Genomic DNA, 20,625 nt, shown 5'->3' on the forward strand with positions numbered 1-20,625 from the left:
GGGAGGCTGGGGTGATGTCGCAATGATCGGTATCGCCGCACTGATCGCCGGCATCGTCTTGGGGTTGATCTTTCACCCCAGCGTGCCGGAGGTGGTTCAGCCCTACCTGCCGATCGCCGTGGTGGCCGCGCTGGACGCCGTGTTCGGCGGCCTGCGCGCCTACCTGGAGCGGATTTTCGACGCGAAGGTGTTCGTCGTGTCGTTCGTGTTCAACGTTCTGGTCGCGGCGCTGCTGGTCTACCTCGGTGACCAGTTGGGGGTCGGCACACAGCTGTCGACCGCGATCATCGTGGTGTTGGGCATCCGCATCTTCGGCAACGCGGCGGCGCTGCGGCGACGGCTGTTCGGGGCCTGACACGCATGAGTAGCACCGACCCGCCGTCACACGGCCGCCACGAGCTGCCGCAGCCGCCCCCGCAGAACGGTGTGCCGCCGCCCCGCGGCCGTTCCGGGCCGCTGTTCAGCGTGCTGGGAATGCTGCTGTGCCTGCTGCTGGGCGTGGCGATTGTCACTCAGGTGCGCCAGAACGACTCCCAGGACGCGCTGGAGACGGCCCGGCCCGCTGACCTGCTGGTGCTGTTGGACTCGCTGCGCCAACGCGAGGCCACCCTCAACACCGAAGTCGCCGAACTGCAGCAGACGCTCAACGCCCTGCAGGAGTCCGGCAGCAGTGACCAGGCCGCCATCGAGAACGCCCAAGCGCGCCTGGCCGCCCTGGCGATCATGATCGGCACCGTGGGTGCGGTCGGACCCGGTGTCGTGATCACCGTCGACGATCAGGCCCGCGGGGTGGCACCCGAGACGATGCTCGACGTGATCAACGAGCTGCGGGCGGCCGGTGCCGAGGCGATGGAGGTCCGCGACGGCACTAAGGCGGTGCGCATCGGGGTGGATTCGTGGGTTGCGGGCACGCCCGGTGCGCTGGAGTTCGACGGAACGCCTCTGACGCCCCCGTATTCTGTTCTGGCGATTGGGGATCCCCCCACCTTGGCGGCGGCGATGAACATTCCCGGCGGGGCCGTCGACAGCGTCAAGCGGCTTGGCGGCGCGATGACCGTGCAGCAGGCCGACCGCGTTCAGGTGACCGTGTTGCGACAACCGAAACCCCGCCAATACGCTCAGCCAGTCAAGTGAGCCCGACAGCGCAAGGAGCACGATCACCGTGAGCTCGGAAAGCCTAGTTCCATCGGACCTGTACTACACCGCTGAGCACGAGTGGGTTCACCGCACCGGACCGGACACCGTCCGCGTGGGTATCACCGACTTCGCGCAGGCCGCCCTGGGTGACGTGGTGTTCGTGCAGTTGCCCGCAGCGGGTACCGGGGTCACCGCGGGAGAGGCCTTTGGCGAGGTGGAGTCGACCAAGTCGGTTTCGGACCTCTACGCACCGATCACCGCGTCGGTGAGCGCGGTCAACGCCGAACTGGACGCCAACCCGCAGTTGGTGAACTCCGACCCCTACGGTGCCGGGTGGCTGCTGGAACTTCAGGTGGCGAACGCGGATTCGGCGGCTCTGGACCAGAGTCTGTCGGGACTGCTGACCGCCGATGCCTACCGGGCGACGTTGTCGGAATGACGATTGTTAGCCTGCCTGCCGGGACGCGCCGGGTGTCCGGCGACACGATCCCGCGGTGCGGGGGACATGACGGACCGCTGCGCGGTACGGTCGACTCAACGATTCAGGGTTGGGCGCAACACATGTCCGGCGGGTGCGACCAGGTAGCAAATCAGCGGCCAGTGAGGAGTAGCGGGTGACGGAGAAGGACCCGGCAACGGGGCAAGACCAGGCAGGCGATGAGGTCACGGTGGAAACCACATCGGTTTTCCGCGCCGACTTCCTGAACGAACTCGACGCTCCCTCGCAGGCGGGCGGCGAGAGCCTGACCTCGGGTGTTGAAGGGCTGCCCGTGGGTTCGGCACTGCTGGTCGTCAAGCGCGGTCCCAACGCCGGATCGCGGTTCCTGCTCGACCAACCGGTCACCGCGGCCGGTCGGCACCCCGACAGCGACATCTTCCTCGATGACGTCACGGTGAGTCGTCGTCACGCCGAGTTCCGGCTGGAGGGCAACGAGTTTCAGGTTGTCGACGTCGGCAGCCTCAACGGGACCTATGTCAACCGGGAGCCGGTCGATTCGGCGGTCCTGGTCAACGGCGACGAGGTGCAGGTCGGCAAGTTCCGCCTGGTATTCCTGACCGGCCCGAAGACGGGTGAGACCGAGGCCGGGCCGGGCAGCTAATGACCGCGCCTGACAGCCCTGAACTGGCCGGGATGTCAATCGGAGCGGTGCTGGACCTGCTTCGGCCGGATTTTCCCGACGTCACGGTCTCCAAGATTCGTTTCCTGGAAACCGAGGGGCTGGTCATGCCGCAGCGGGCGGCGTCGGGCTACCGTCGATTCAGTGCCTACGACTGTGCACGGCTGCGTTACGTGCTGACCGCACAACGCGACCATTACCTGCCGTTGAAGGTGATCAAGGCGCGGCTGGACGCAGAAGCGGACGGCGCGCTGCCGTCGGCGGAGTCGCCGTACCCCACGCCCCGACTGGTGTCGGCAGGCGGCGAGACCGCCCATGACGGGACGGCGCGGCCTGTGCCGCCGCGGCAGGTGCGGTTGAGCCGGGAGGATCTGCTGCAGCGCTCGGGCGGCGACGACGCGCTGTTGACGGCATTGGTCAGATCGGGCGTGATCACCTCCGGGGCGGGTGGGCTGTTCGACGAGCACGCGGTGGTGATCGTCCAGTGCGCGCGCGGCCTGGCCGACTACGGCGTGGAGCCACGGCACCTGCGAGCGTTTCGCTCGGCGGCAGACCGGCAATCCGACCTGATCGCCCAGATTGCGGGCCCGCTGGTCAAGGGGGGCAAGGCGGACGCACGCGACCGCGCCGACGACTTGGCGCGCGAGGTCGCGGCGCTGGCGATCGCGCTACACACCGCGCTGCTCAAGTCGTCGGTACACGACGTACTGCACGGCTGAGGACTAGACTTCGCCTCGGCGGCTCGTTGCGCGGCATGCGGTTTCCGACCGGGGGTTTCGCAGCGAGTCATACTGGGACGACAGGGACTTGGGACGACAAGGACTTGGGACGCAGCGAACGCGGAGGGCTGACTGGAGATGGGTGAAGTACGCGTGGTCGGCATCCGCGTCGAGCAGCCGCAGAACCAGCCGGTACTGCTCCTGCGCGAAGCCGACGGTGATCGATATCTCCCGATCTGGATCGGGCAGGCCGAAGCCGCCGCCATCGCCTTGGAGCAACAGGGCGTGGAGCCCGCCCGGCCCCTGACTCACGACTTGATCCGTGACTTGATCGGCGCCCTCGGACATTCGCTCAAGGAGGTCCGAATCGTCGACCTGCAAGAGGGCACGTTCTACGCCGACCTGATCTTCGACCGCGACATCACGGTGTCGGCGCGCCCGTCGGACTCGGTGGCCATCGCGCTGCGGGTGGGTGTGCCGATCTTCGTCGAAGAAGCGGTCCTGGCCGAGGCGGGCCTGCTGATCCCCGACGAGGGCGATGACGAGACCGCCGGCGCGGTACGTGAAGACGAGGTGGAGAAGTTCAAGGAATTCCTCGATAGCGTGTCGCCCGACGATTTCAAAGCAACCTGACCCGGCGCGGCGGACTCAGCCTCGTCACAGATCCGTTTCATCTCTCTGCCGTCGGCGCGACACGCCCAAACGAAAGCAACACGCATAAAACGCGGCACCCATACTTGAACCACGGCGGGAACAACTGCACGGCAGCTCGTCGGACGGCGTATGCTCACGACCAACTCGGGCAAGAGCAAACGCGGCCACTGGCCAGTCAGTGGCAACGAGCGCGATCGGCGAGAGGAAGCAGCGTGGGCGACCAACCGGGGCAGGAACAGCTGGACTTCACGGGTCAGTCCGACAAGGGCGACCGCGAAGTCCCCGCGGCCCCCTCCAGCGCCGGCCAACCCGTACAGGGCGGCCTGTTCCCGGACGACTCCGTTCCCGACGAACTCGTCGGTTACCGGGGCCCGAGCGCCTGCCAGATCGCCGGCATCACCTACCGTCAGCTCGACTACTGGGCTCGTACCTCGCTGGTGGTGCCCTCCATCCGGGGCGCGGCCGGCTCCGGTAGCCAGCGGCTCTACTCGTTCAAAGACATCCTGGTGCTCAAGATCGTCAAGCGACTCCTCGACACCGGCATCTCGCTGCACAACATCCGGATCGCCGTCGACCACCTTCGGGAGCGCGGCGTCCAGGATCTGGCCAACATCACGCTGTTCTCCGACGGCACCACCGTGTACGAATGCACCTCGGCTGAAGAGGTCGTCGACCTGCTGCAGGGCGGCCAGGGGGTGTTCGGTATCGCGGTATCGGGCGCGATGCGCGAGCTGACCGGCGTGATCTCCGACTTCCCCGGCGAGCGTGCCGACGGCGGCGAGTCGATCGCCGCGCCGGAAGACGAACTGGCCAGCCGCCGCAAGTTCCGCGACCGCAAGACCGGTTAGGGCTCAAAGCCTCGGCGCAGCGGTCGAAAAACCGTTGCTGAATCCTGGTCGACCGGGCCCGACGGGTAGTATTGGGTCCGCATCAGCCTCTCGCGGGAGAGTTCCGTGGCAGCCAGCCGCGGACGCCGAAGGAGCAATACCTCTCCGTCAACCTCTCAGGCACCCGGACCGCGGCCGGCATTGATGCCTCTGGAAAGCGGTGACGCCCGTACGGGTTACACCCGCCCATGGGGAAAGGCGCCGCAGGCAGCTCGGCGCCGAATCTCTCAGGCGCCCGGGCCGGGCAGACGACAGAGGGGGAGGACACGAATTCGTCTCGCAGTCGTCTAGCGCCCAGGAGTTCCCGTGTCCGAGTACACCGAATCCCGCTTTGTTGACCGGCACATCGGCCCCGACAGCACCGCGATCAGCGCGATGCTCGCCGCCATCGGTGTCGCGTCGCTGGAGGACCTGGCCGCCAAGGCCGTGCCCGCCGGCATCCTCGACGCGCTGAGCGCTGACGGCATCGCGCCCGGGCTGGAGGTCCTGCCGGCCCCGGCCACCGAGGCACAGACCCTGGCCGAACTGCGCGAACTGGCCGATACCAGCACGGTTGCGGTGTCGATGATCGGCCAGGGCTACTACGACACGCTCACCCCGCAGGTGTTGCTGCGCAACATCATGCAGAACCCGGCGTGGTACACCGCTTACACGCCGTACCAGCCGGAGATCAGCCAGGGCCGGCTGGAGGCCCTGCTGAACTTCCAGACCATGATCGCCGACCTGACCGGGTGCGAGATCGCCAACGCCTCGATGCTCGACGAGGGCACCGCGGCCGCCGAAGCGATGACGTTGATGCACCGCGCCACGCGCGGCACCTCGCATCGGCTGCTGGTCGACTCCGACCTGTTCACCCAGACCGCGGCGGTGCTGGCGACTCGCGCCGAGCCGCTGCGCATCGAGATCGTCACCGCCGACCTGCGGGAGGGACTTCCCGACGGCGACTTCTTCGGGGTGATCGTGCAGTTGCCGGGCGCCTCGGGCCGGATCACGGATTGGTCGGGGCTGATCGAAGCCGCCCACGAGCGCGGCGCACTGGTGGCGGTGGGCGCGGATCTGCTGGCATGCACGCTGCTCACCCCGCCGGGCGAGATCGGCGCCGACGTGGCATTCGGCACTGCCCAACGGTTCGGGGTGCCGATGGGCTTCGGCGGCCCGCACGCCGGCTACCTGGCCGTGCACTCGGGTCACGCCCGCCAGCTGCCCGGCCGGCTGGTCGGGGTGTCCAGGGATCGGGATGGCGCTGATGCCTACCGGCTGGCGCTGCAAACCCGCGAACAGCACATCCGCCGGGACAAGGCCACCTCGAACATCTGTACCGCACAGGTGCTGCTGGCGGTGATGGCCGCGATGTATGCCAGCTATCACGGCGCCGACGGTCTGACCGCGATCGCGCGGCGCGTGCACGCCCACGCCGAGAAGATCGGCGCCGCACTCGGTGAGGCGCTGGTGCACGACCGCTATTTCGACACGGTGCTGGCGCGGGTGCCGGGCCGGGCCGACGAGGTGATCGCTGCGGCCAAGGCCGACGGGATCAACTTGTGGCGGGTCGACGCCGACCACGTCTCGGTGGCCTGCGACGAGACGACCACCGACGCGCAGGTGGCCGCGGTGCTGGATGCCTTCGGGGTGGCGGCGGTCGAGCCGGCCGACGCGCCCATTGCCACCCGCACGTCGGAATTCCTGACCCACCCGGCGTTCACCCGCTACCGCACCGAAACCGCGATGATGCGTTACCTGCGCACGCTGTCGGACAAGGACATCGCCTTGGACCGCAGCATGATTCCGCTCGGGTCGTGCACGATGAAGCTCAACGCCGCCGCCGAGATGGAGTCGATCACCTGGCCCGAGTTCGCGCGCCAGCACCCGTTCGCCCCGGCCGGCGACGCCGTGGGCTTGCGGACGCTGATCGCGCAGTTGGAGACCTGGCTGGCGGGCATCACCGGATATGACGCGGTGTCACTGCAACCCAACGCCGGCTCGCAGGGGGAGTACGCGGGTCTGCTGGCGATCCACGCCTATCACGCCAGCCGCGGCGAGTCGCATCGCGACATCTGCCTGATCCCCTCCAGTGCCCACGGCACCAACGCCGCATCGGCGGCGCTGGCCGGAATGCGCGTGGTGGTGGTCGCCTGCCGTGACAACGGCGACGTCGACCTCGACGATCTGCGCGCCAAGGTCGACCAGCACGCCGCGGCGCTGTCGACGTTGATGATCACCTATCCCTCCACGCACGGCGTCTACGAGCACGACATCGCCGAGATCTGCGCCGCCGTGCACGACGCCGGCGGCCAGGTCTACGTCGACGGCGCCAACCTCAATGCGTTGGTCGGACTGGCTCGGCCCGGAAAGTTCGGGGGAGACGTCAGTCACCTGAACCTGCACAAGACCTTCTGCATCCCGCACGGGGGCGGCGGCCCGGGCGTCGGGCCGGTGGCGGTGCGCGCGCACCTGGCCGAGTTCCTGCCCGGTCACCCGCTGGCCGCCGAGTTGCCCGCCGGGCATCCGGTGTCGGCAGCGCCGTACGGGTCCGCGTCGATCCTGCCGATCACCTGGGCCTACATCCGGATGATGGGTGCCGATGGCCTGCGTGCGGCGTCGTTGACGGCGATCGCATCGGCCAACTACATCGCCCGACGGCTGGACGAGCACTACCCGGTGCTCTACACCGGCGAGAACGGCATGGTCGCCCACGAGTGCATCCTGGACCTGCGCGAGATCACCAAGAGCACCGGTGTGACCGTCGACGATGTCGCAAAACGGTTGGCAGACTACGGTTTCCATGCCCCGACCATGAGCTTCCCGGTGGCTGGAACCCTCATGGTGGAACCCACCGAGAGTGAGAGCCTCGCCGAGGTCGATGCGTTCTGCGAGGCGATGATCGCCATTCGCGGCGAGATCGACCGGGTCGGTTCCGGCGAATGGTCGGTGGAGGACAACCCGTTGCGCGGGGCCCCGCACACCGCGGAATGCCTGGTGGTCGACAAGTGGGAGCACCCGTACACCCGGGAACAAGCCGCCTACCCGCTGGGCCGCGGATTCCGGCCGAAGGTGTGGCCCCCGGTGCGCCGGATCGACGGTGCCTTCGGCGACCGCAACCTGGTCTGCTCGTGCCCGCCGGTGGAGGCCTACAGCTGAGTCGCCGGCGTTCGGGAAATAGCCAGCAAAGTCTCAGCTAGAACCAAAAAGAGTCTAGGATCGCCCTTATCCAATTCATGGTTGAGGTGCGCATCTAGGAGGACTCGTGCAGGAGCCCCTTTCTCGCTCCTGCGTCACCGCCGGCATCGCACTCGTCGGTGCGGGGATCGTCACGGTCGCTCCGGTTGCGGTGCCGCCACCGGCCTCCGCGGTTTCCCCTGGCGTGGCGCTGACCACTTCGTACGGCGACCTGTTCTCCAACACCTGGGACAACGTCGAGCGCATCAGTGCACACGCGGACTGGTCGGCGATCTCGCAGCTGTTCACCGCGATGTTCTCCAATCCGGTCGGGCTGTTCGATGCGGCCAGCAACTTCACGCTGGCGGTGGACACCGACACCGCGTCGCTGCCGGCGACGCTCTCGGTGCAGCTGTCGCCGGGGCTGGAGTTGCTGATCGCGGCCCTGGCATCGCACGTGGCGACGCTGGACGCACTGTTCGGCGTGGTCGACGATCTGGGTGACCCCAGCACCGCGTTCACCGCGCTGTTCAACGCGCCGGCCACGCTGCTCGACGCCCACCTCAACGGCCAGCACAACCTGTCCTTGCTGGGCGGCATCGTCAGCATCCCGGTGTTCAACGGGGTTCTGGCACCCGAGCAGAACCTGGAGATCGACCTCGATTTGTCCAGGTTGCTGGAGATGCTGGGGTTGGGCACTCCGGATCTGAGCAACCTGAACCTCGACGGCGTGATCGACCAGATCCGTCTTGGCACCCTGACCGTGGGGGGACTGCTCAGCGGCCTGGGTTACGGCGACGAAGGCGTGGGGGACCTGCTGAAGCTGGCCACCAACGTCAGCACCCTGGGAGATCTGCTCGACTTCTTGAGCCTGGGCGACTTGGGTCTGAGCCGCTACAGCCTGACCGCCCTCTTGGGCGAACTGGGCCCCGACACCGACTTCTACCGCGATCTCGATCTGGACCTCCCGCTCGGCAATTTCGGGCTGGTCGACGTGCTGAGCGCGTTCGGGATCGACGCCCAGATTCCCGTGGCACTGGGCCAGGTGCTGGTCGGGCTTGGCGACGGCAACCTGGCCGGCGAACACCTCGGCAGCCTGCTGTCGGACGTCGGCCTACTCAGCCAACTACTGAGCTGGCTCAATGCGACCGCGGCTGACCTCTTCGACCCCATTCCCCTGCTAGGGCCCTTGCTGACTGACCTGGTCAGCGACCTCGTGGGGGCCGATGACCTGGAGGCCCTCCTCAACACCTTCACCGTCGGCGATCTGCTGGGCGACCTGCGCATCGACGACACCGTCAGTTCGCTGTTGGAGAGTGTGGGCAGCGCGTTGATGTTCGTCGGCAACCTGACCGTCGGCGGCTTCCTGGAAGATCTCGGGTTCACCGATTCCATCGGCGACCTGACGCTGCGCGACGTGCTCAACGGCCTCGGCGGCGCACTCGGCGGCGTACTGACCGATGGCCCGCTCGGGTTGGACCTGACCTGGCTGTTGAACGGCTTTGACGTGGGTGACCTGGTCAGTTTTCTGGGGCTCGACGGTTTGTCGCTCAACCTCGGCGACCTCGTCGGAGACTGGGTGAACCCCTACCTCGCCGACCTACTCGAGGGCTTCGTCCAGGGGCAGGTGAGCCTGGCCGGCGCCACTGTCGGCTCGTTCGGCGGCACGTTCACCGAACTGTTCGTCAGCATGCCCCAGCAGCTCCTGGCCATGCTGGGCGCGTAGCGGCGTTCGTAACACTCGCAGCAGTGCTGCGGGGCGCTGAAAGTACCAGCGAAAAAATTCAGTGGAATCTCAAGTTAATCCCTAAAAGGGTTTACGCTGAACTCATCCGAATCGTGATTAACATCATCTGAGGAGAGATCATGCAACAGCTCACTCTTCGCCCCTACCTCACAGCCGGTATCGCCGTCGCAGGTGCCGGGATGCTCGCGGTCGTGCCGGTCATGCCCGTAGCTGCGCCGGAGCTCTCACCAGTCGGCGCGCCTGCTGTCGAGCTGACCACCTCCTACACAGAGTTGTTCACCAACACCTGGGACAACGTGCAGAACATCAGTGCGCACGCCGACTGGTCGGGGATCCTTCAAGTCTTCACCGCGATGTTCACCAACCCGCTTGGCGTGATCGATGCCGTCACCGACCTCACCCCGACGGTGGACACCGACATCACATCGCTGCCGGCGACGGTGTCGGTACAACTGGCGCCGGCAATGGAGTTGCTGATCGCCAACCTCGGTTCGCAGGCGGCGACGCTGAACGCGATCAACAGCGTGATCACCGAGCTGAGTGATCCGGCGACCGCATTCACCGCACTGCTCAACGCGCCCGCCACCGTGCTCAACGCCTACCTCAACGGCCAGGACAACTTGAGTCTGCTCGGCGGCATCGTCAATATCCCGGCATTCAACGGCATCCTGGCGCCGGAACAGAACCTGGAGGTCGACCTCAACCTGACCAAACTGCTGGACGCCCTGGGGTTGGGCAACCTCGATCTGACCGATGTCAACATCGCGGCCTTGATCGACCAACTCGGCTTGGGCGATCTGACCCTGGGGGGATTGCTCACTGAGCTGGGAATCAGCGGTGAGGGCTTGGGTGACCTGCTGAAGCTGGGCAGCAACATCTCCGACCTGGGCGGGCTGCTCGACTTTCTGGGCCTGGGCAACCTCGGGCTGGGCAGCCTCAGCTTGACCGGCATCCTGAGCGGGTTGGGCCTGGACACCGACGTCGACCTGAACAGCCTGAGCCTCGACGACGTGCTGAACGCGTTCGGCATCAATACCGAAATCAACCTCGGCCTGGCTCAATTGCTGACGAATCTGGGTTTCGGAGGTCTGGTCGACTCCTCGCTGGGGTCGCTGCTCGAAGGGCTTCCGGGAGGTGTGCTCACCGATATCACCGGCCTCCTGAACTCCGTCCTGGCGACCATCATCAACAGCCTGCCGCTGCTCGGGCCCGTTCTGGAAGAGGTTCTCGATGCCGTCGTCCTTACCCCGCAGAACCTGATCGACGCGCTGAACACCGTCACCTTCGGTGATCTGTTGGGCGGTCAGAGCATTGACGAGACCGTCAGCTCACTGCTGGGCGCTCTCGGGGTATCGCTGCCGACCGGCGACCTCACTATCGGTGGAATCCTGGAAGGTCTCGGCTTCGCCGACTCCACGGGCGAGCTGACGCTGAGCGGCTTGCTGGGCGGACTCGGTGGTGGACTGCTCGGACTCGACGTCACCGGACTGTTGAACGGTTTGGATCTCGGTGGTCTGATCGGCGGTCTGGGCCTCGACAACCTGCCGCTGAACCTCGGCGACTTGGCCGGCGACCTGTCGAACCTGAACCTCGGTGAGCTGCTTGACGATCTCGGCCTGGGCAACCTGGACCTGGCCAGCATCAGTGTCGGATCGTTCGGCGGGATGATCACCGAACTGCTGGTCACCGTGCCGCAGCAGATCCTGGACGCGCTGGTCGGGTAGCGCAGCTGGGCGCCGGCCTGGCGGTGCGTCAGCTCAGCAGTGAGTTCAGCGCGCCGGCCAGTTCGGGGGAGTTGGCCCCGCGCAGATTCTGGTACGTGCCACCGGAAAGTTGTGCCACCGACTGCCACGTGGCTTGGTCGGCGTCCGCGCCGAAGTCGATGACGTTGACCGCCACCGGTCGTTCCGGATCGGTGTTGGCCCGGATGAAGTCCAGGAGCCCAGGGCCGTCCAATGTCCGGTCGGTGTGCGGACCTGCGGTGATGACCAGTACCGAATTGGCCTGCCCGGGGTGGTAATTGGCCAAGGCCTGGTTGTACACCAGACGCAGCGTGGTAAAGGACACCGCACCTCCCGGCGTCGAGCTCAGGTCGTTGAGCTCGCTGACCAAGGCCTCCGCGCGAGTCCCGCCGTTGAGCGGCTCGTCCAGCGGGCCACCGGTCACCACATTGCGGCCCTCGGTGCCGTCGAAGGTCCACAAGCCCACCGACGAATTCGGGGACAGGCCCTTGATCCGTTGATCGAGCGCCGCGATCACATGGGCCAACCGGCTCTTGCCGCCTTCGTCGGTAGTCATCGACTGGTCGAGCATCACCGTGACGGCCGCACTGCCCGGCAAGGTGGTCAGGGCGTTGGCCAGGGCGGCGCGCGTTGCGTCGTCGCCGGCCGACAGCGTGTCCGACACCGCCGGGAAGCCGGTTACCTCGCTGCTGGGCGGTTCGACACCTTCGACGCGGAATCCGGCTTTGGCCAGCTCTGCGAGCTGATCGGGCTTGCGGGCGAAGCGCGCGAACTCGCTGGCGGCGCTGACCTGTTCCTGCGACAACCAGGACCCGGCGAGCAACACCGTGGGGTAATCGGCGACCGGCACCGGACCCGGCGGCCGCCAGGATGCCAGCTGGGTCGCCGGATCCGACAGCGACTGGCCACGGGTGAACAGTTGCTGCTCGGTGGTCACTACCGCGTGCACCGGCGACGCCGCCAGATCTCCCTGGCGCAGAAGCACGTTCAACGCTTCAGCGAGCGAAGCGTCGGCGAGCTTGGGTTCTCCGCCCGCGAGCCGGTGCACCCCACCGACGCCATCGATGATGGGTGCGCCCTTGGGGGCTACTCCGGCAGCCACCGCCTCGCCGGCCAGGAAGGCGGCGTCGCCGTTGCCGCCGATCGGCAGCGCCAGCCGCAGCGGGCCCCAGCCGGCCAGCCCGAGATGGCCCAGCCCGTCCGGGTCGGACTGCAGGTCGGGCAGACTCGCCCAGCTCTGCTTCTGCAGCGCGCTCTTGAGCTCGGGGCGGATCGCCAACAACACCGGTGAGGTGACCAGAGAACGACTGTCGCTGACCGTTTCCGCGCCGGTGGAGGCCTGCAGCCGGGCCGTGGAGACCGAACTGCCCGGAATCCACAGCGCCGGCCGTTGCCCGAGTTGCGCGGGCCAGTCGCCGATGAAACCGCTGACCACGGCATCGGAATCGACCGGCTTGACCTGCACCGACACGCAGCGGTCGCCGATCGGCTTGGCGGTCTTGTTGAACCTGTCGGCGAAGCCCTGTACGTGGTCGGCGATCGTCGGGTCCGCGACGACGGCCACTGTCAGATCACCTGCCGGGCAGTTGCCGGCGGCGACGGCGGAACGATGCGACAACGAGTTGCCGAAGAACCGCCACAGGATCACCGCGCCAACGATGACGATCACCGACACCAGCGCGGCGATCACACCGACGCTGACGCCGCGTGGCCCGGAGTCGTTGCGATGCCGACGCCACCGCTCGAGGTTGCGGTGCCCGCCGCGCGGCTCGTCTTGATCGGCGACCGATGGCTCGCCGGCCACGCCGCCGATGGCGCCGAAAGGACCGGTGCGGTAACGCGACTCCTCATCAGGCTCACCGCCGCGGCGCATGTACTGCGCCGGGTCGGCATCGTCGAATCCGGCCTCGAAACGGGCGTCGTATCGCGGCTCGCGATATCCGGCGTCAGCACCGTCGGAGAACGACTCGTCATAGAACGCGTCGTGATAGTCGTCGACGTAGTCGTCATCGTCCGGGTCGCCGAAGCCGAACAGGTCGGGGCCGTCGGAAAAGTGGCTGTCGTCGGGCTCGCTGCCGCCCACCGGCTCGTCGGAATCGTCCGGGCCGGGGAAACTGTGCCTACCCACGGTGGGTGCGTCCTCTCCGCCTGGTCAGTTGTCCGGCCACGGTGATGTCCATCGGGTCTGCGTTGGGTCAGACACCGGCCTGGGCTTTGAACTCCCGCCGGCGTCGGTGCAGGATCGGCTCGGTGTAGCCGTTGGGCTGCGTGGTCCCGGACAGGATCAGCTCGCGTGCGGCCGCGAACGCGATGCTGGACTCGAAATCGGGGGCCATCGGCAGGTAGCTCGGGTCGCCGGCGTTCTGGCGGTCTACCGCCGGCGCCATCCGCTCCAGGCTGGACTGCACGTCGTCGGCGGTGATCACCCCGTGCCGCAACCAGTTCGCCAGCAGCTGCGACGAGATCCGAAGCGTGGCACGGTCTTCCATCAGTGCCACGTCGTGGATGTCGGGAACCTTCGAGCAGCCCACACCCTGGTCGATCCAGCGCACCACGTAGCCCAGGATCGACTGGCAGTTGTTGTCGACCTCTTCGCGGATCTCGTCGGGCGCCCACGCCAGACCCTCCGACAGCGGGATGGTCAGCAGCGCATCGATTGTGGCGCGCCGCTTTCCGGCCAGTTCCTTCTGCACCTCGAACACATCCACCTGGTGGTAGTGCATCGCGTGCAGGGTGGCGGCGGTGGGGGAGGGCACCCACGCGGTGCTCGCCCCCGAGCGCGGGTGGCCGATCTTCTGGGTGACCATGTCGGCCATCAGGTCGGTCATCGCCCACATGCCCTTGCCGATCTGGGCGTGGCCGGTCAAGCCGGTGGCCAATCCCGCGTCGACGTTGTTGTCCTCGTAGGCCAGGATCCACGGCTGCGACTTCATGCTCGCCTTGCGGACCATCGGCCCGGCCTCCATCGACGTGTGGATCTCGTCGCCGGTGCGGTCCAGGAAGCCGGTGTTGATGAACACCACCCGGTCGGCGGCGGCCTTGATGCACGCCCGCAGGTTGACCGTGGTGCGCCGCTCCTCGTCCATGATGCCGATTTTGAGGGTCTTCTGCGGCAGGCCCAGGACGTCTTCGACCCGGCTGAACAGCTCGGCGGTGAAGGCGACCTCATCGGGACCGTGCATCTTGGGCTTGACGATGTAGATCGACCCGGTGCGGCTGTTGACCAGCGGCCCGGTGTCGTCGGATGCGGTCAGGCCGTGCGAGGCGATCAGCCCGGTGAACAGCGCGTCCTGGATGCCCTCGAACACCTCTGCGCCGGCGCTGTTGACGATGGCGTCGTTGGTCATCAGGTGACCCACGTTGCGGACGAACATCAGGCTGCGGCCCGGCAGGGTCAGGGTGCCCCCGTCCGGTGCCGTGAACTCCCGGTCGGCGGCCAGGGTGCGAGTGAAGCTCTTGTCACCCTTGCTGACCTGCTCGGACAGGTCGCCTCGGTTCAGTCCCAGCCAGTTGCGGTAGCCGAGCACCTTGTCCTCGGCGTCGACCGCGGCCACCGAGTCTTCGAAGTCCATGATCGTGGTGACCGCCGATTCGAGCACCACGTCTTTGATGCCGGCGGCGTCGGTGGATCCGATCGGCGACTCCGGGTCGATCAGGATCTCGAGGTGCAGGCCGTGGTGGGACAGCAGCACCGACGACGGCGAGGCCGCGTCACCGGTGTAGCCGACGAATTCCGCGGGAGCGGCGACCGCGGTCTCCAGGCCGTCGCCCAGCGTGACCACCAACGCGCCGTCGTTCACCGCGAAACTCTTGACCTCGGTCCAGGCGCCGTTGGTCAGCGGCACGGAGTCGTCGAGGAACCGGCGGGCGTAGGCGATCACCTTGTCGCCGCGCACCTTGTTATACGACGTGCCCTTCTCGGCGCCGTCGTCTTCGCTGATCACGTCGGTGCCGTAGAGGGCGTCGTACAGGGAGCCCCAGCGGGCGTTGGCGGCGTTGAGCGCGAACCGGGCGTTGAGCACCGGAACCACCAGCTGCGGGCCGGCCTGCGCCGCGATCTCGTCGTCCACCCCGGCGGTGGTGACCGTGAAGTCCTCGGGTTCGGGCAACAGGTAGCCGATCTCGGTGAGGAAGGCCCGGTACGCCTCGGTGTCCAGCGGCTCGATGACCCGGTGCCGGTGCCACTTATCGATCTGCGCCTGCAGTTCGTCGCGACGTGCCAGCAACGCCTGGTTCTTGGGCGTCAGATCGGTGACGACTTTGTCCACGCCGGCCCAGAAGCTGTCGGGGTCGACACCGGTGCCCGGCAGGGCCTCGTCGGTGATGAAGTCATACAGCACGCGTGCGACCTGCAGGTCGCCCACCGACACCCGGTCCGTCATGATTTCCTCCCTCATAGCCGATCTACCACCTTACCGGCAGGTCGCGAGGCTATTCGCATCCGGCGATTTCTGTCAGCAGGTCGCACCGATCCAACAGTGCGGCCCGTAGCGGTGCGGCGCGGTGTGCGATCTCGCTTTGGTGGCGGACGTATTCGGCACGGCCGGCCGCACTTTCGATCGGGATCGGCAGATAGCCGTAATCGCTCAGGTCATAGGGGCTGGCGCGCATGTCGATCTCGCGCGCCGACGCAGCCAACTCCAGGCAGGCCAGCTGTAGTTCGGAGTCGACCAGCGGACCCAACTTGTAGCACCACTTGTAGATGTCCATGTTGGCATGCAGGCAACCTGGCTGCTCCCAAGCGATTTGGGTGGCCCGGCTCGGCGCCGCGGCGTTGCGCGGCGCCGCGGCCGGGGTGAAGAAGCGGACCGCGTCGAAGTGGGTGCAGCGCAGGGGGATTGATTCCACCACCGCGTCGATCTCAGCCGCAGCCAGGCGCAGCGGAACATGATCGTGGCGCACGGCTTGCAGTACTGGGCCGCGATACACCATTGCCCACTCGTGCAGGCCGAAGCAGTTCAGCTGGGCCGGCCGCTCGCCGGTGGCGCGCAACAGCCGTGCGATGAACGTCACGGTGTCGGCTCGCTCACGCAGGTATTCCGCGGACACGCCGACCTGGCCGCCGCGCACCGCGTACCCGCGCCGTGCGCGATAGTCGCGCACCGCCTCCGGCCCGGCGAGAGCCACCCCGAAGCCGGGATTCCAGCTGCGCAACTGCGCCGGCCGCAGGCTGTAGTAGCTGAACAGGAATTTCGGCACCGGGTCGCCGGCCGCGATCCGCCGCAAGAGTGGGGCCAAAAAATCCTCAAGGCGCTGCCGGTATTCCTCGGCCCGGGCCTGCCACTGCCTGCCTTCCAGAACCCGTTCCGCCAGGTCAAACACGGTGCGTCCCGTCGCGAACGGTACCGACCACGTCCTCGACCATGTCTTCGAGGGTCACCATCCCCACCGCCGTACCGTCCTCGGTGACCGCCAGCGCCAGATGGCTGTTACGGCGCCGCAGTCGTGACAACGCATCGGCCAGCGGCAGAGAGGCGGGGATGCGCGGCAGGGGGCGCACAACGGCGACGTCCACAACGGCGTCGCCTGCCGCCGCCAACCCGGTCGGGGTCTCGCTGAGCAACAGCACATCCTTGATGTGCAGGTAGCCGACGAATTCGCCCTGGTCGACAACCGGGAACCGGGAGTAACCGGTCTGGGTGAAAGCCTTTTCGATAGCCGCGACGGTCGGGCCGCGCCCGGTCGCTGCCACCGGCACGGCCCGAATGTCGCCGATCGGCAGCGCGACATCGGCGACCACCCGGGTGCGGATCTGCAGGGCGCGGGTCAATCGGGTGTATTCCTCCAGGTCGAGCAGACCCGCCGAGACCGACTCGGCGATCATCTCGCTCAACTCGACGGTGGACACCGTGATCTCCAGCTCGTCCTTGGGCTCGACCCGCATGGCGCGCAGAGTGATGTTGGCGCACCAGTTGTAGAAGACGATGAACGGCCGGGCAGCGGCCATGTAGACCAGGTAGGGCGGGATCAGCAGCATCGCCGCGGTCTCCGGGCCCGCCAGGGCGATGTTCTTGGGCACCATCTCGCCCAACAGCAGATGCAGCGCCACCACGATCGTCAACGCGACGACGAACGCCACCGTGTGCAGCAGCGGATCCGGGATTCCGGCCAGCCGAAACGCGGGCGCAAGCAGGTCGGCCACAGCCGGCTCACCGATGCGGCCGAGCAGGATCGAGCACACCGTGACGCCCAATTGTGCTCCGGCCAACATTCGTGACAGCTGCTCACCGGCCCGGATCACCGTAACCGCACTTTGCCTGCCCTGTTCGGCCAGCGCCTCGAGCCGGTCGCGTCGTGCTGAGATCAGCGAGAACTCGGCGGCGACGAAGAAGGCGTTCGCCGCGATCAGCAGCGCGGTCAGTGCGATGTTGAACAGATCAGCCATCGCGTGCCCCCAAGTGGGTGAGCTCCAGCAGGTCGATACGTCGGCCGTCCATCCGGACCACCCGGGCCAGCCAGCGTGGCGGGTGCGCGGAGAGCTCGTCGGGGTCGAACGCCGTCAGTTCGACAGTCTCGCCGGCCTCCGGAATGTGGCCGAGCTCCTGCAGTACAAGTCCGCCGATGGTCTCGTAGGAGCCCTCCGGTGCACGGTAGCCGGTGGCGGCGGCCACCTCGTCGATGCGCAGTAGGCCCGATACCTGCCAACCCCCGCCGGACGCCACCACGTCGGGGGTGGCATCGTCGTGTTCGTCGCGGACATCACCGACGATCTCCTCGATGAGGTCTTCGACGGTCACCATCCCGGCGGTGCCGCCGTATTCGTCGACGACCATGGCCGCCTGTTGGCCGTTGGCCCGGATCTGTTCCATCACGGCGTCGCCGTCGAGAGTCGAGGGCACCACCGCGACCGGTTGGGCCACGGTCGTGACCCGGGTGGATGCGCGATCGGCGACAGCGACCGCGAACACCTGCTTGACGTGAACGATGCCGACGGTGGCATCCAGATCGCCGTCGACCACCGGAAACTTAGAGAAACCGGTGTCGATGGCGACCGCGGCCAGATCGGCGACGGTGTCGCCGGCCTGCAGACTCACGATCTTCGATCGCGGCGTCATCAGCTCGGCAGCGGTCAGCGCACCGAATCGCAGCGAACCCTCCACCAAAGCGGCGGTTGTCGGGTCGAGGGCACCGCTGCGAGCCGAATTGCGCACCAGCGACGCCAGCTCACGCGCCGAGCGGGCCGAGGCGAGCCGTTCGGCGGGCTCGATCCCGACTCGGCGCAGGATGCGATTCGCCGTCCCGTTGGTCACCCTGATCGCGATCGCGAACACCCGGGAGAACAACAGCTGCGGCCCCGCCACTGCGCGGGCGATCGGCAGCGGGCGCGCCACGGCCAGATTCTTGGGCACCAACTCGCCAAAGACCATGGACAACGACGTGGCGATCACCAGCGCGAGGGCCAGCGCAACCCCGCCCGTCATCCGCTCGGACAGGCCCACGGCCACCAGCGGGGGGCGCAGCCAGCGGGCCAGCACGGGTTCGGCCAGATAGCCCGTGGCCAGCGTGGTTATCGAGATGCCCAGTTGGGCGCCGGACAGCTGAAATGACAGCGTGCGGTGGGCGTCTTGGATGTAGGCGTCTCGACGGCCGCCACGCTGGGCGTTGGCCTCCACGACGCTGCGTTCCAGGGTGGTCAGGGAGAACTCGGCGGCAACGAACACCGCGGTGCCCAGGGTCAGGATCGCGAACGCCAGCAGACTGGCCACCGTGACAGCGATGGTCATGGCGACATCCTGCGAGCTGTCGCGAAGCCGTTACGCGTGCTCGCGCCCATGGGTCTCACCAGCCGAACGGTAGCGGATGGCCCTCGGCGAATCCCGCAGCTGACTGCACTCCCAGTACCACCCGGTCATGCAACTCGGCCAGGTCGGCCGCTCCGACGTAGGTGCAGGTGCTGCGGAGGCCGGAGGTGATGTGGTCCAGCAGATCCTCGACGCCGCCGCGTTCGGGGTCCACGGCCATCCGCGACGTCGAGATGCCTTCCTCGAACAATGCCTTGCGGGCGCGGTCGAACGCACTGTCGGCGGCGGTGCGCGCGGCCACCGCGCGTTTGGACGCCATTCCGTAGCTTTCCTTGTAGGGCTTGCCGTCGCGGTCGACCATCAGATCGCCGGGGGACTCATATGTTCCGGCGAACCAGGAGCCGATCATCACGTTCGACGCTCCCGCGGCCAGCGCCAGCGCGACATCGCGGGGATGGCGCACCCCGCCGTCGGCCCACACGTGTGCGCCGAGTTCGCGCGCCGCGGTCGCACATTCGACGACAGCGGAGAACTGGGGGCGGCCCACCCCGGTCATCATCCGAGTGGTGCACATGGCGCCGGGCCCGACGCCGACTTTGACGATGTCGGCGCCCGCGGCGATCAGATCCCGGGTGCCCTCGGCCGACACCACATTGCCGGCCACCAGCGGCACCCCCGGCTTCAGTGCCGCGACCGCGCGGATGGCCTGTAAGGCCTTTTCCTGATGCCCGTGGGCGGTGTCGATGACCAGCAGGTCCACTCCGGCCGACAGCAGGGCTGCGGCCCGGGCCGTGACGTCGCCGGTGATGCCCACCGCGGCGGCGATCCGCAAGCGCCCGGAGCCGTCGGTCGCGGGGGTGTAGATACCGGCCCGAATCGTGCCGGTGCGGGTCAACACGCCGGCCAGAGTGCCGTCGGGATTGGTCAGTACCGCGACATCGACCGGCGCGTGCTCCAAAAGATCGAACACGGCGCGCGCATCGGTGCCGACCGGTGCGCTGATCAGCTCGGCGAGTGCGACATCACGGACTCGGGTGAAGCGATCCACGCCCTCGCAGCATGCTTTGGTGACCAAGCCGGTGGGCCGACCGTCGACCACCACGACCGCGACGCCATGCGCGCGTTTGGTGATCAAAGCCATCGCGTCGGACACCGAGTCTTCGGGAGAGAGCACGACCGGGGTGTCGGCGACCAGGTCGCGACTCTTCACGAAGGCCACGGTGTGGCTCGCGGCGTCGATCGGCAGATCCTGGGGCAACACCACGATCCCGCCGCGACGGGCCACCGTCTCGGCCATCCGTCGGCCGGCCACCGCGGTCATATTGGCCACCACCACCGGGATCGTGGTGCCCGAGCCGTCGCGGGTGGACAGGTCGACGTCCAGACGTGAGTCGACGGCCGAACGGTTGGGGACGATGAAAACGTCGTTGTAGGTCAGGTCGTGGGTGGGGTCATATCCGCTGACAAATCTCATCGAGCGGCCACCATCGGTCTGTCGGGTTCCGAAGAGCCCATCTATTCGCCTCCACACGTCGTGAGCCGGATCCGGCATCCGCCGGGCGACACCGCCCGGTCAGCCACGCTACCGCCCGCGCGACGACGGCGGCCAGGCGCGGGCACCACCGGACGAAGTTCCCCGCGGGCGTCGAAACAAAAATTGACCCTCCGCACCGCCGGATCCGACGCGGCCGGCTCGGCAATTGTCGATCTGCTGGCGCTGATC

At 67.4% G+C, this 20,625-nt stretch carries 16 protein-coding genes and 1 riboswitch; of the genes, 10 read left to right on the forward strand and 6 right to left on the reverse strand.

All coding sequences use genetic code 11. From position 1 onward, the window contains the following. Nucleotides 1-22 precede the first annotated feature (22 nt). From MJO54_RS11055 to MJO54_RS11100, 10 genes are all read left to right on the forward strand, one after another. Nucleotides 23-355: a small basic family protein gene (locus tag MJO54_RS11055; RefSeq protein ID WP_046284969.1), complete on the forward strand. Its 333-nt coding sequence runs from the start codon at nucleotides 23-25 to the stop codon at nucleotides 353-355. Between the two features lie 5 nt (nucleotides 356-360). Beyond that, on the forward strand, nucleotides 361-1,134 hold the full coding sequence (locus MJO54_RS11060) for a DUF881 domain-containing protein (protein ID WP_064887470.1): 774 nt from the start codon (nucleotides 361-363) through the stop codon (nucleotides 1,132-1,134). Nucleotides 1,135-1,162: 28 nt separating this feature from the next. Continuing rightward, on the forward strand, nucleotides 1,163-1,576 hold the full coding sequence (gene gcvH, locus MJO54_RS11065; RefSeq protein WP_046284971.1) for a glycine cleavage system protein GcvH: 414 nt from the start codon (nucleotides 1,163-1,165) through the stop codon (nucleotides 1,574-1,576). 175 nt (nucleotides 1,577-1,751) lie between these two features. Continuing rightward, nucleotides 1,752-2,237, forward strand: coding sequence for a glycogen accumulation regulator GarA (gene garA, locus MJO54_RS11070; RefSeq protein ID WP_046284972.1), 486 nt, complete (start codon nucleotides 1,752-1,754; stop codon nucleotides 2,235-2,237). Further along, entirely contained in the window at nucleotides 2,237-2,974 is a 738-nt protein-coding gene (ftsR, locus tag MJO54_RS11075; RefSeq protein ID WP_064887466.1) for a transcriptional regulator FtsR, read from the forward strand. The genes garA and ftsR overlap by 1 nt, the downstream gene beginning before the upstream one ends. A 138-nt stretch (nucleotides 2,975-3,112) precedes the next feature. Further along, nucleotides 3,113-3,607, forward strand: a complete 495-nt coding sequence (locus MJO54_RS11080; protein ID WP_046284974.1) for a bifunctional nuclease family protein — start codon at nucleotides 3,113-3,115, stop codon at nucleotides 3,605-3,607. A gap of 233 nt (nucleotides 3,608-3,840) precedes the next feature. Continuing rightward, a complete protein-coding gene (locus tag MJO54_RS11085) occupies nucleotides 3,841-4,476 on the forward strand; it encodes a MerR family transcriptional regulator (protein WP_046284975.1) in 636 nt (211 codons plus the stop codon). A gap of 83 nt (nucleotides 4,477-4,559) precedes the next feature. Beyond that, nucleotides 4,560-4,657, forward strand: a riboswitch (glycine riboswitch). Between the two features lie 164 nt (nucleotides 4,658-4,821). Then, nucleotides 4,822-7,653 (forward strand): aminomethyl-transferring glycine dehydrogenase, encoded by a 2,832-nt coding sequence (gene gcvP / locus MJO54_RS11090; protein WP_240175915.1) that lies wholly within the window; start codon nucleotides 4,822-4,824, stop codon nucleotides 7,651-7,653. A 106-nt stretch (nucleotides 7,654-7,759) separates the two neighbouring features. Beyond that, on the forward strand, nucleotides 7,760-9,397 hold the full coding sequence (locus tag MJO54_RS11095) for a hypothetical protein (RefSeq protein WP_240175916.1): 1,638 nt from the start codon (nucleotides 7,760-7,762) through the stop codon (nucleotides 9,395-9,397). 140 nt (nucleotides 9,398-9,537) lie between these two features. After that, nucleotides 9,538-11,142, forward strand: coding sequence for a hypothetical protein (locus tag MJO54_RS11100; RefSeq protein WP_240175917.1), 1,605 nt, complete (start codon nucleotides 9,538-9,540; stop codon nucleotides 11,140-11,142). Nucleotides 11,143-11,170: 28 nt separating this feature from the next. Here the strand turns inward: MJO54_RS11100 and MJO54_RS11105 are convergent, their stop codons facing one another. The 6 genes from MJO54_RS11105 to MJO54_RS11130 form a co-directional block, all read right to left on the reverse strand. Beyond that, nucleotides 11,171-13,288: a vWA domain-containing protein gene (locus MJO54_RS11105; RefSeq protein ID WP_434085437.1), complete on the reverse strand. Its 2,118-nt coding sequence runs from the start codon at nucleotides 13,286-13,288 to the stop codon at nucleotides 11,171-11,173. 67 nt (nucleotides 13,289-13,355) lie between these two features. Beyond that, on the reverse strand, nucleotides 13,356-15,542 hold the full coding sequence (locus MJO54_RS11110; protein ID WP_046284979.1) for a malate synthase G: 2,187 nt from the start codon (nucleotides 15,540-15,542) through the stop codon (nucleotides 13,356-13,358). A 49-nt stretch (nucleotides 15,543-15,591) separates the two neighbouring features. Next, nucleotides 15,592-16,482: a hypothetical protein gene (locus MJO54_RS11115; protein WP_046284980.1), complete on the reverse strand. Its 891-nt coding sequence runs from the start codon at nucleotides 16,480-16,482 to the stop codon at nucleotides 15,592-15,594. Next, a complete protein-coding gene (locus MJO54_RS11120; protein WP_046284981.1) occupies nucleotides 16,475-17,545 on the reverse strand; it encodes a hemolysin family protein in 1,071 nt (356 codons plus the stop codon). Before MJO54_RS11120 ends, MJO54_RS11115 begins: the two co-directional genes overlap by 8 nt. Continuing rightward, nucleotides 17,538-18,884 (reverse strand): hemolysin family protein, encoded by a 1,347-nt coding sequence (locus tag MJO54_RS11125; RefSeq protein ID WP_046284982.1) that lies wholly within the window; start codon nucleotides 18,882-18,884, stop codon nucleotides 17,538-17,540. Before MJO54_RS11125 ends, MJO54_RS11120 begins: the two co-directional genes overlap by 8 nt. A 55-nt stretch (nucleotides 18,885-18,939) precedes the next feature. Then, nucleotides 18,940-20,376 (reverse strand): GuaB1 family IMP dehydrogenase-related protein, encoded by a 1,437-nt coding sequence (locus MJO54_RS11130; protein WP_046284983.1) that lies wholly within the window; start codon nucleotides 20,374-20,376, stop codon nucleotides 18,940-18,942. Between the last annotated feature and the right edge of the window lie 249 nt (nucleotides 20,377-20,625).

Source organism: Mycolicibacter virginiensis (assembly GCF_022374935.2).
Lineage (GTDB): Bacteria > Actinomycetota > Actinomycetes > Mycobacteriales > Mycobacteriaceae > Mycobacterium > Mycobacterium virginiense.

Excerpts from the sequence above, each read along its gene's own strand:
- MJO54_RS11055 (WP_046284969.1), top strand. The coding sequence starts at position 23 with ATGATCGGTATCGCCGCACTGATCGCCGGCATCGTCTTGGGGTTGATC.
- MJO54_RS11060 (WP_064887470.1), top strand. The coding sequence starts at position 361 with ATGAGTAGCACCGACCCGCCGTCACACGGCCGCCACGAGCTGCCGCAG.
- ftsR (WP_064887466.1), top strand. The coding sequence starts at position 2,237 with ATGACCGCGCCTGACAGCCCTGAACTGGCCGGGATGTCAATCGGAGCG.
- MJO54_RS11080 (WP_046284974.1), top strand. The coding sequence starts at position 3,113 with ATGGGTGAAGTACGCGTGGTCGGCATCCGCGTCGAGCAGCCGCAGAAC.
- MJO54_RS11100 (WP_240175917.1), top strand. The coding sequence starts at position 9,538 with ATGCAACAGCTCACTCTTCGCCCCTACCTCACAGCCGGTATCGCCGTC.
- MJO54_RS11110 (WP_046284979.1), bottom strand. The coding sequence starts at position 15,542 with ATGACGGACCGGGTGTCGGTGGGCGACCTGCAGGTCGCACGCGTGCTG.
- MJO54_RS11120 (WP_046284981.1), bottom strand. The coding sequence starts at position 17,545 with ATGGCTGATCTGTTCAACATCGCACTGACCGCGCTGCTGATCGCGGCG.
- MJO54_RS11125 (WP_046284982.1), bottom strand. The coding sequence starts at position 18,884 with ATGACCATCGCTGTCACGGTGGCCAGTCTGCTGGCGTTCGCGATCCTG.
- MJO54_RS11130 (WP_046284983.1), bottom strand. The coding sequence starts at position 20,376 with ATGAGATTTGTCAGCGGATATGACCCCACCCACGACCTGACCTACAAC.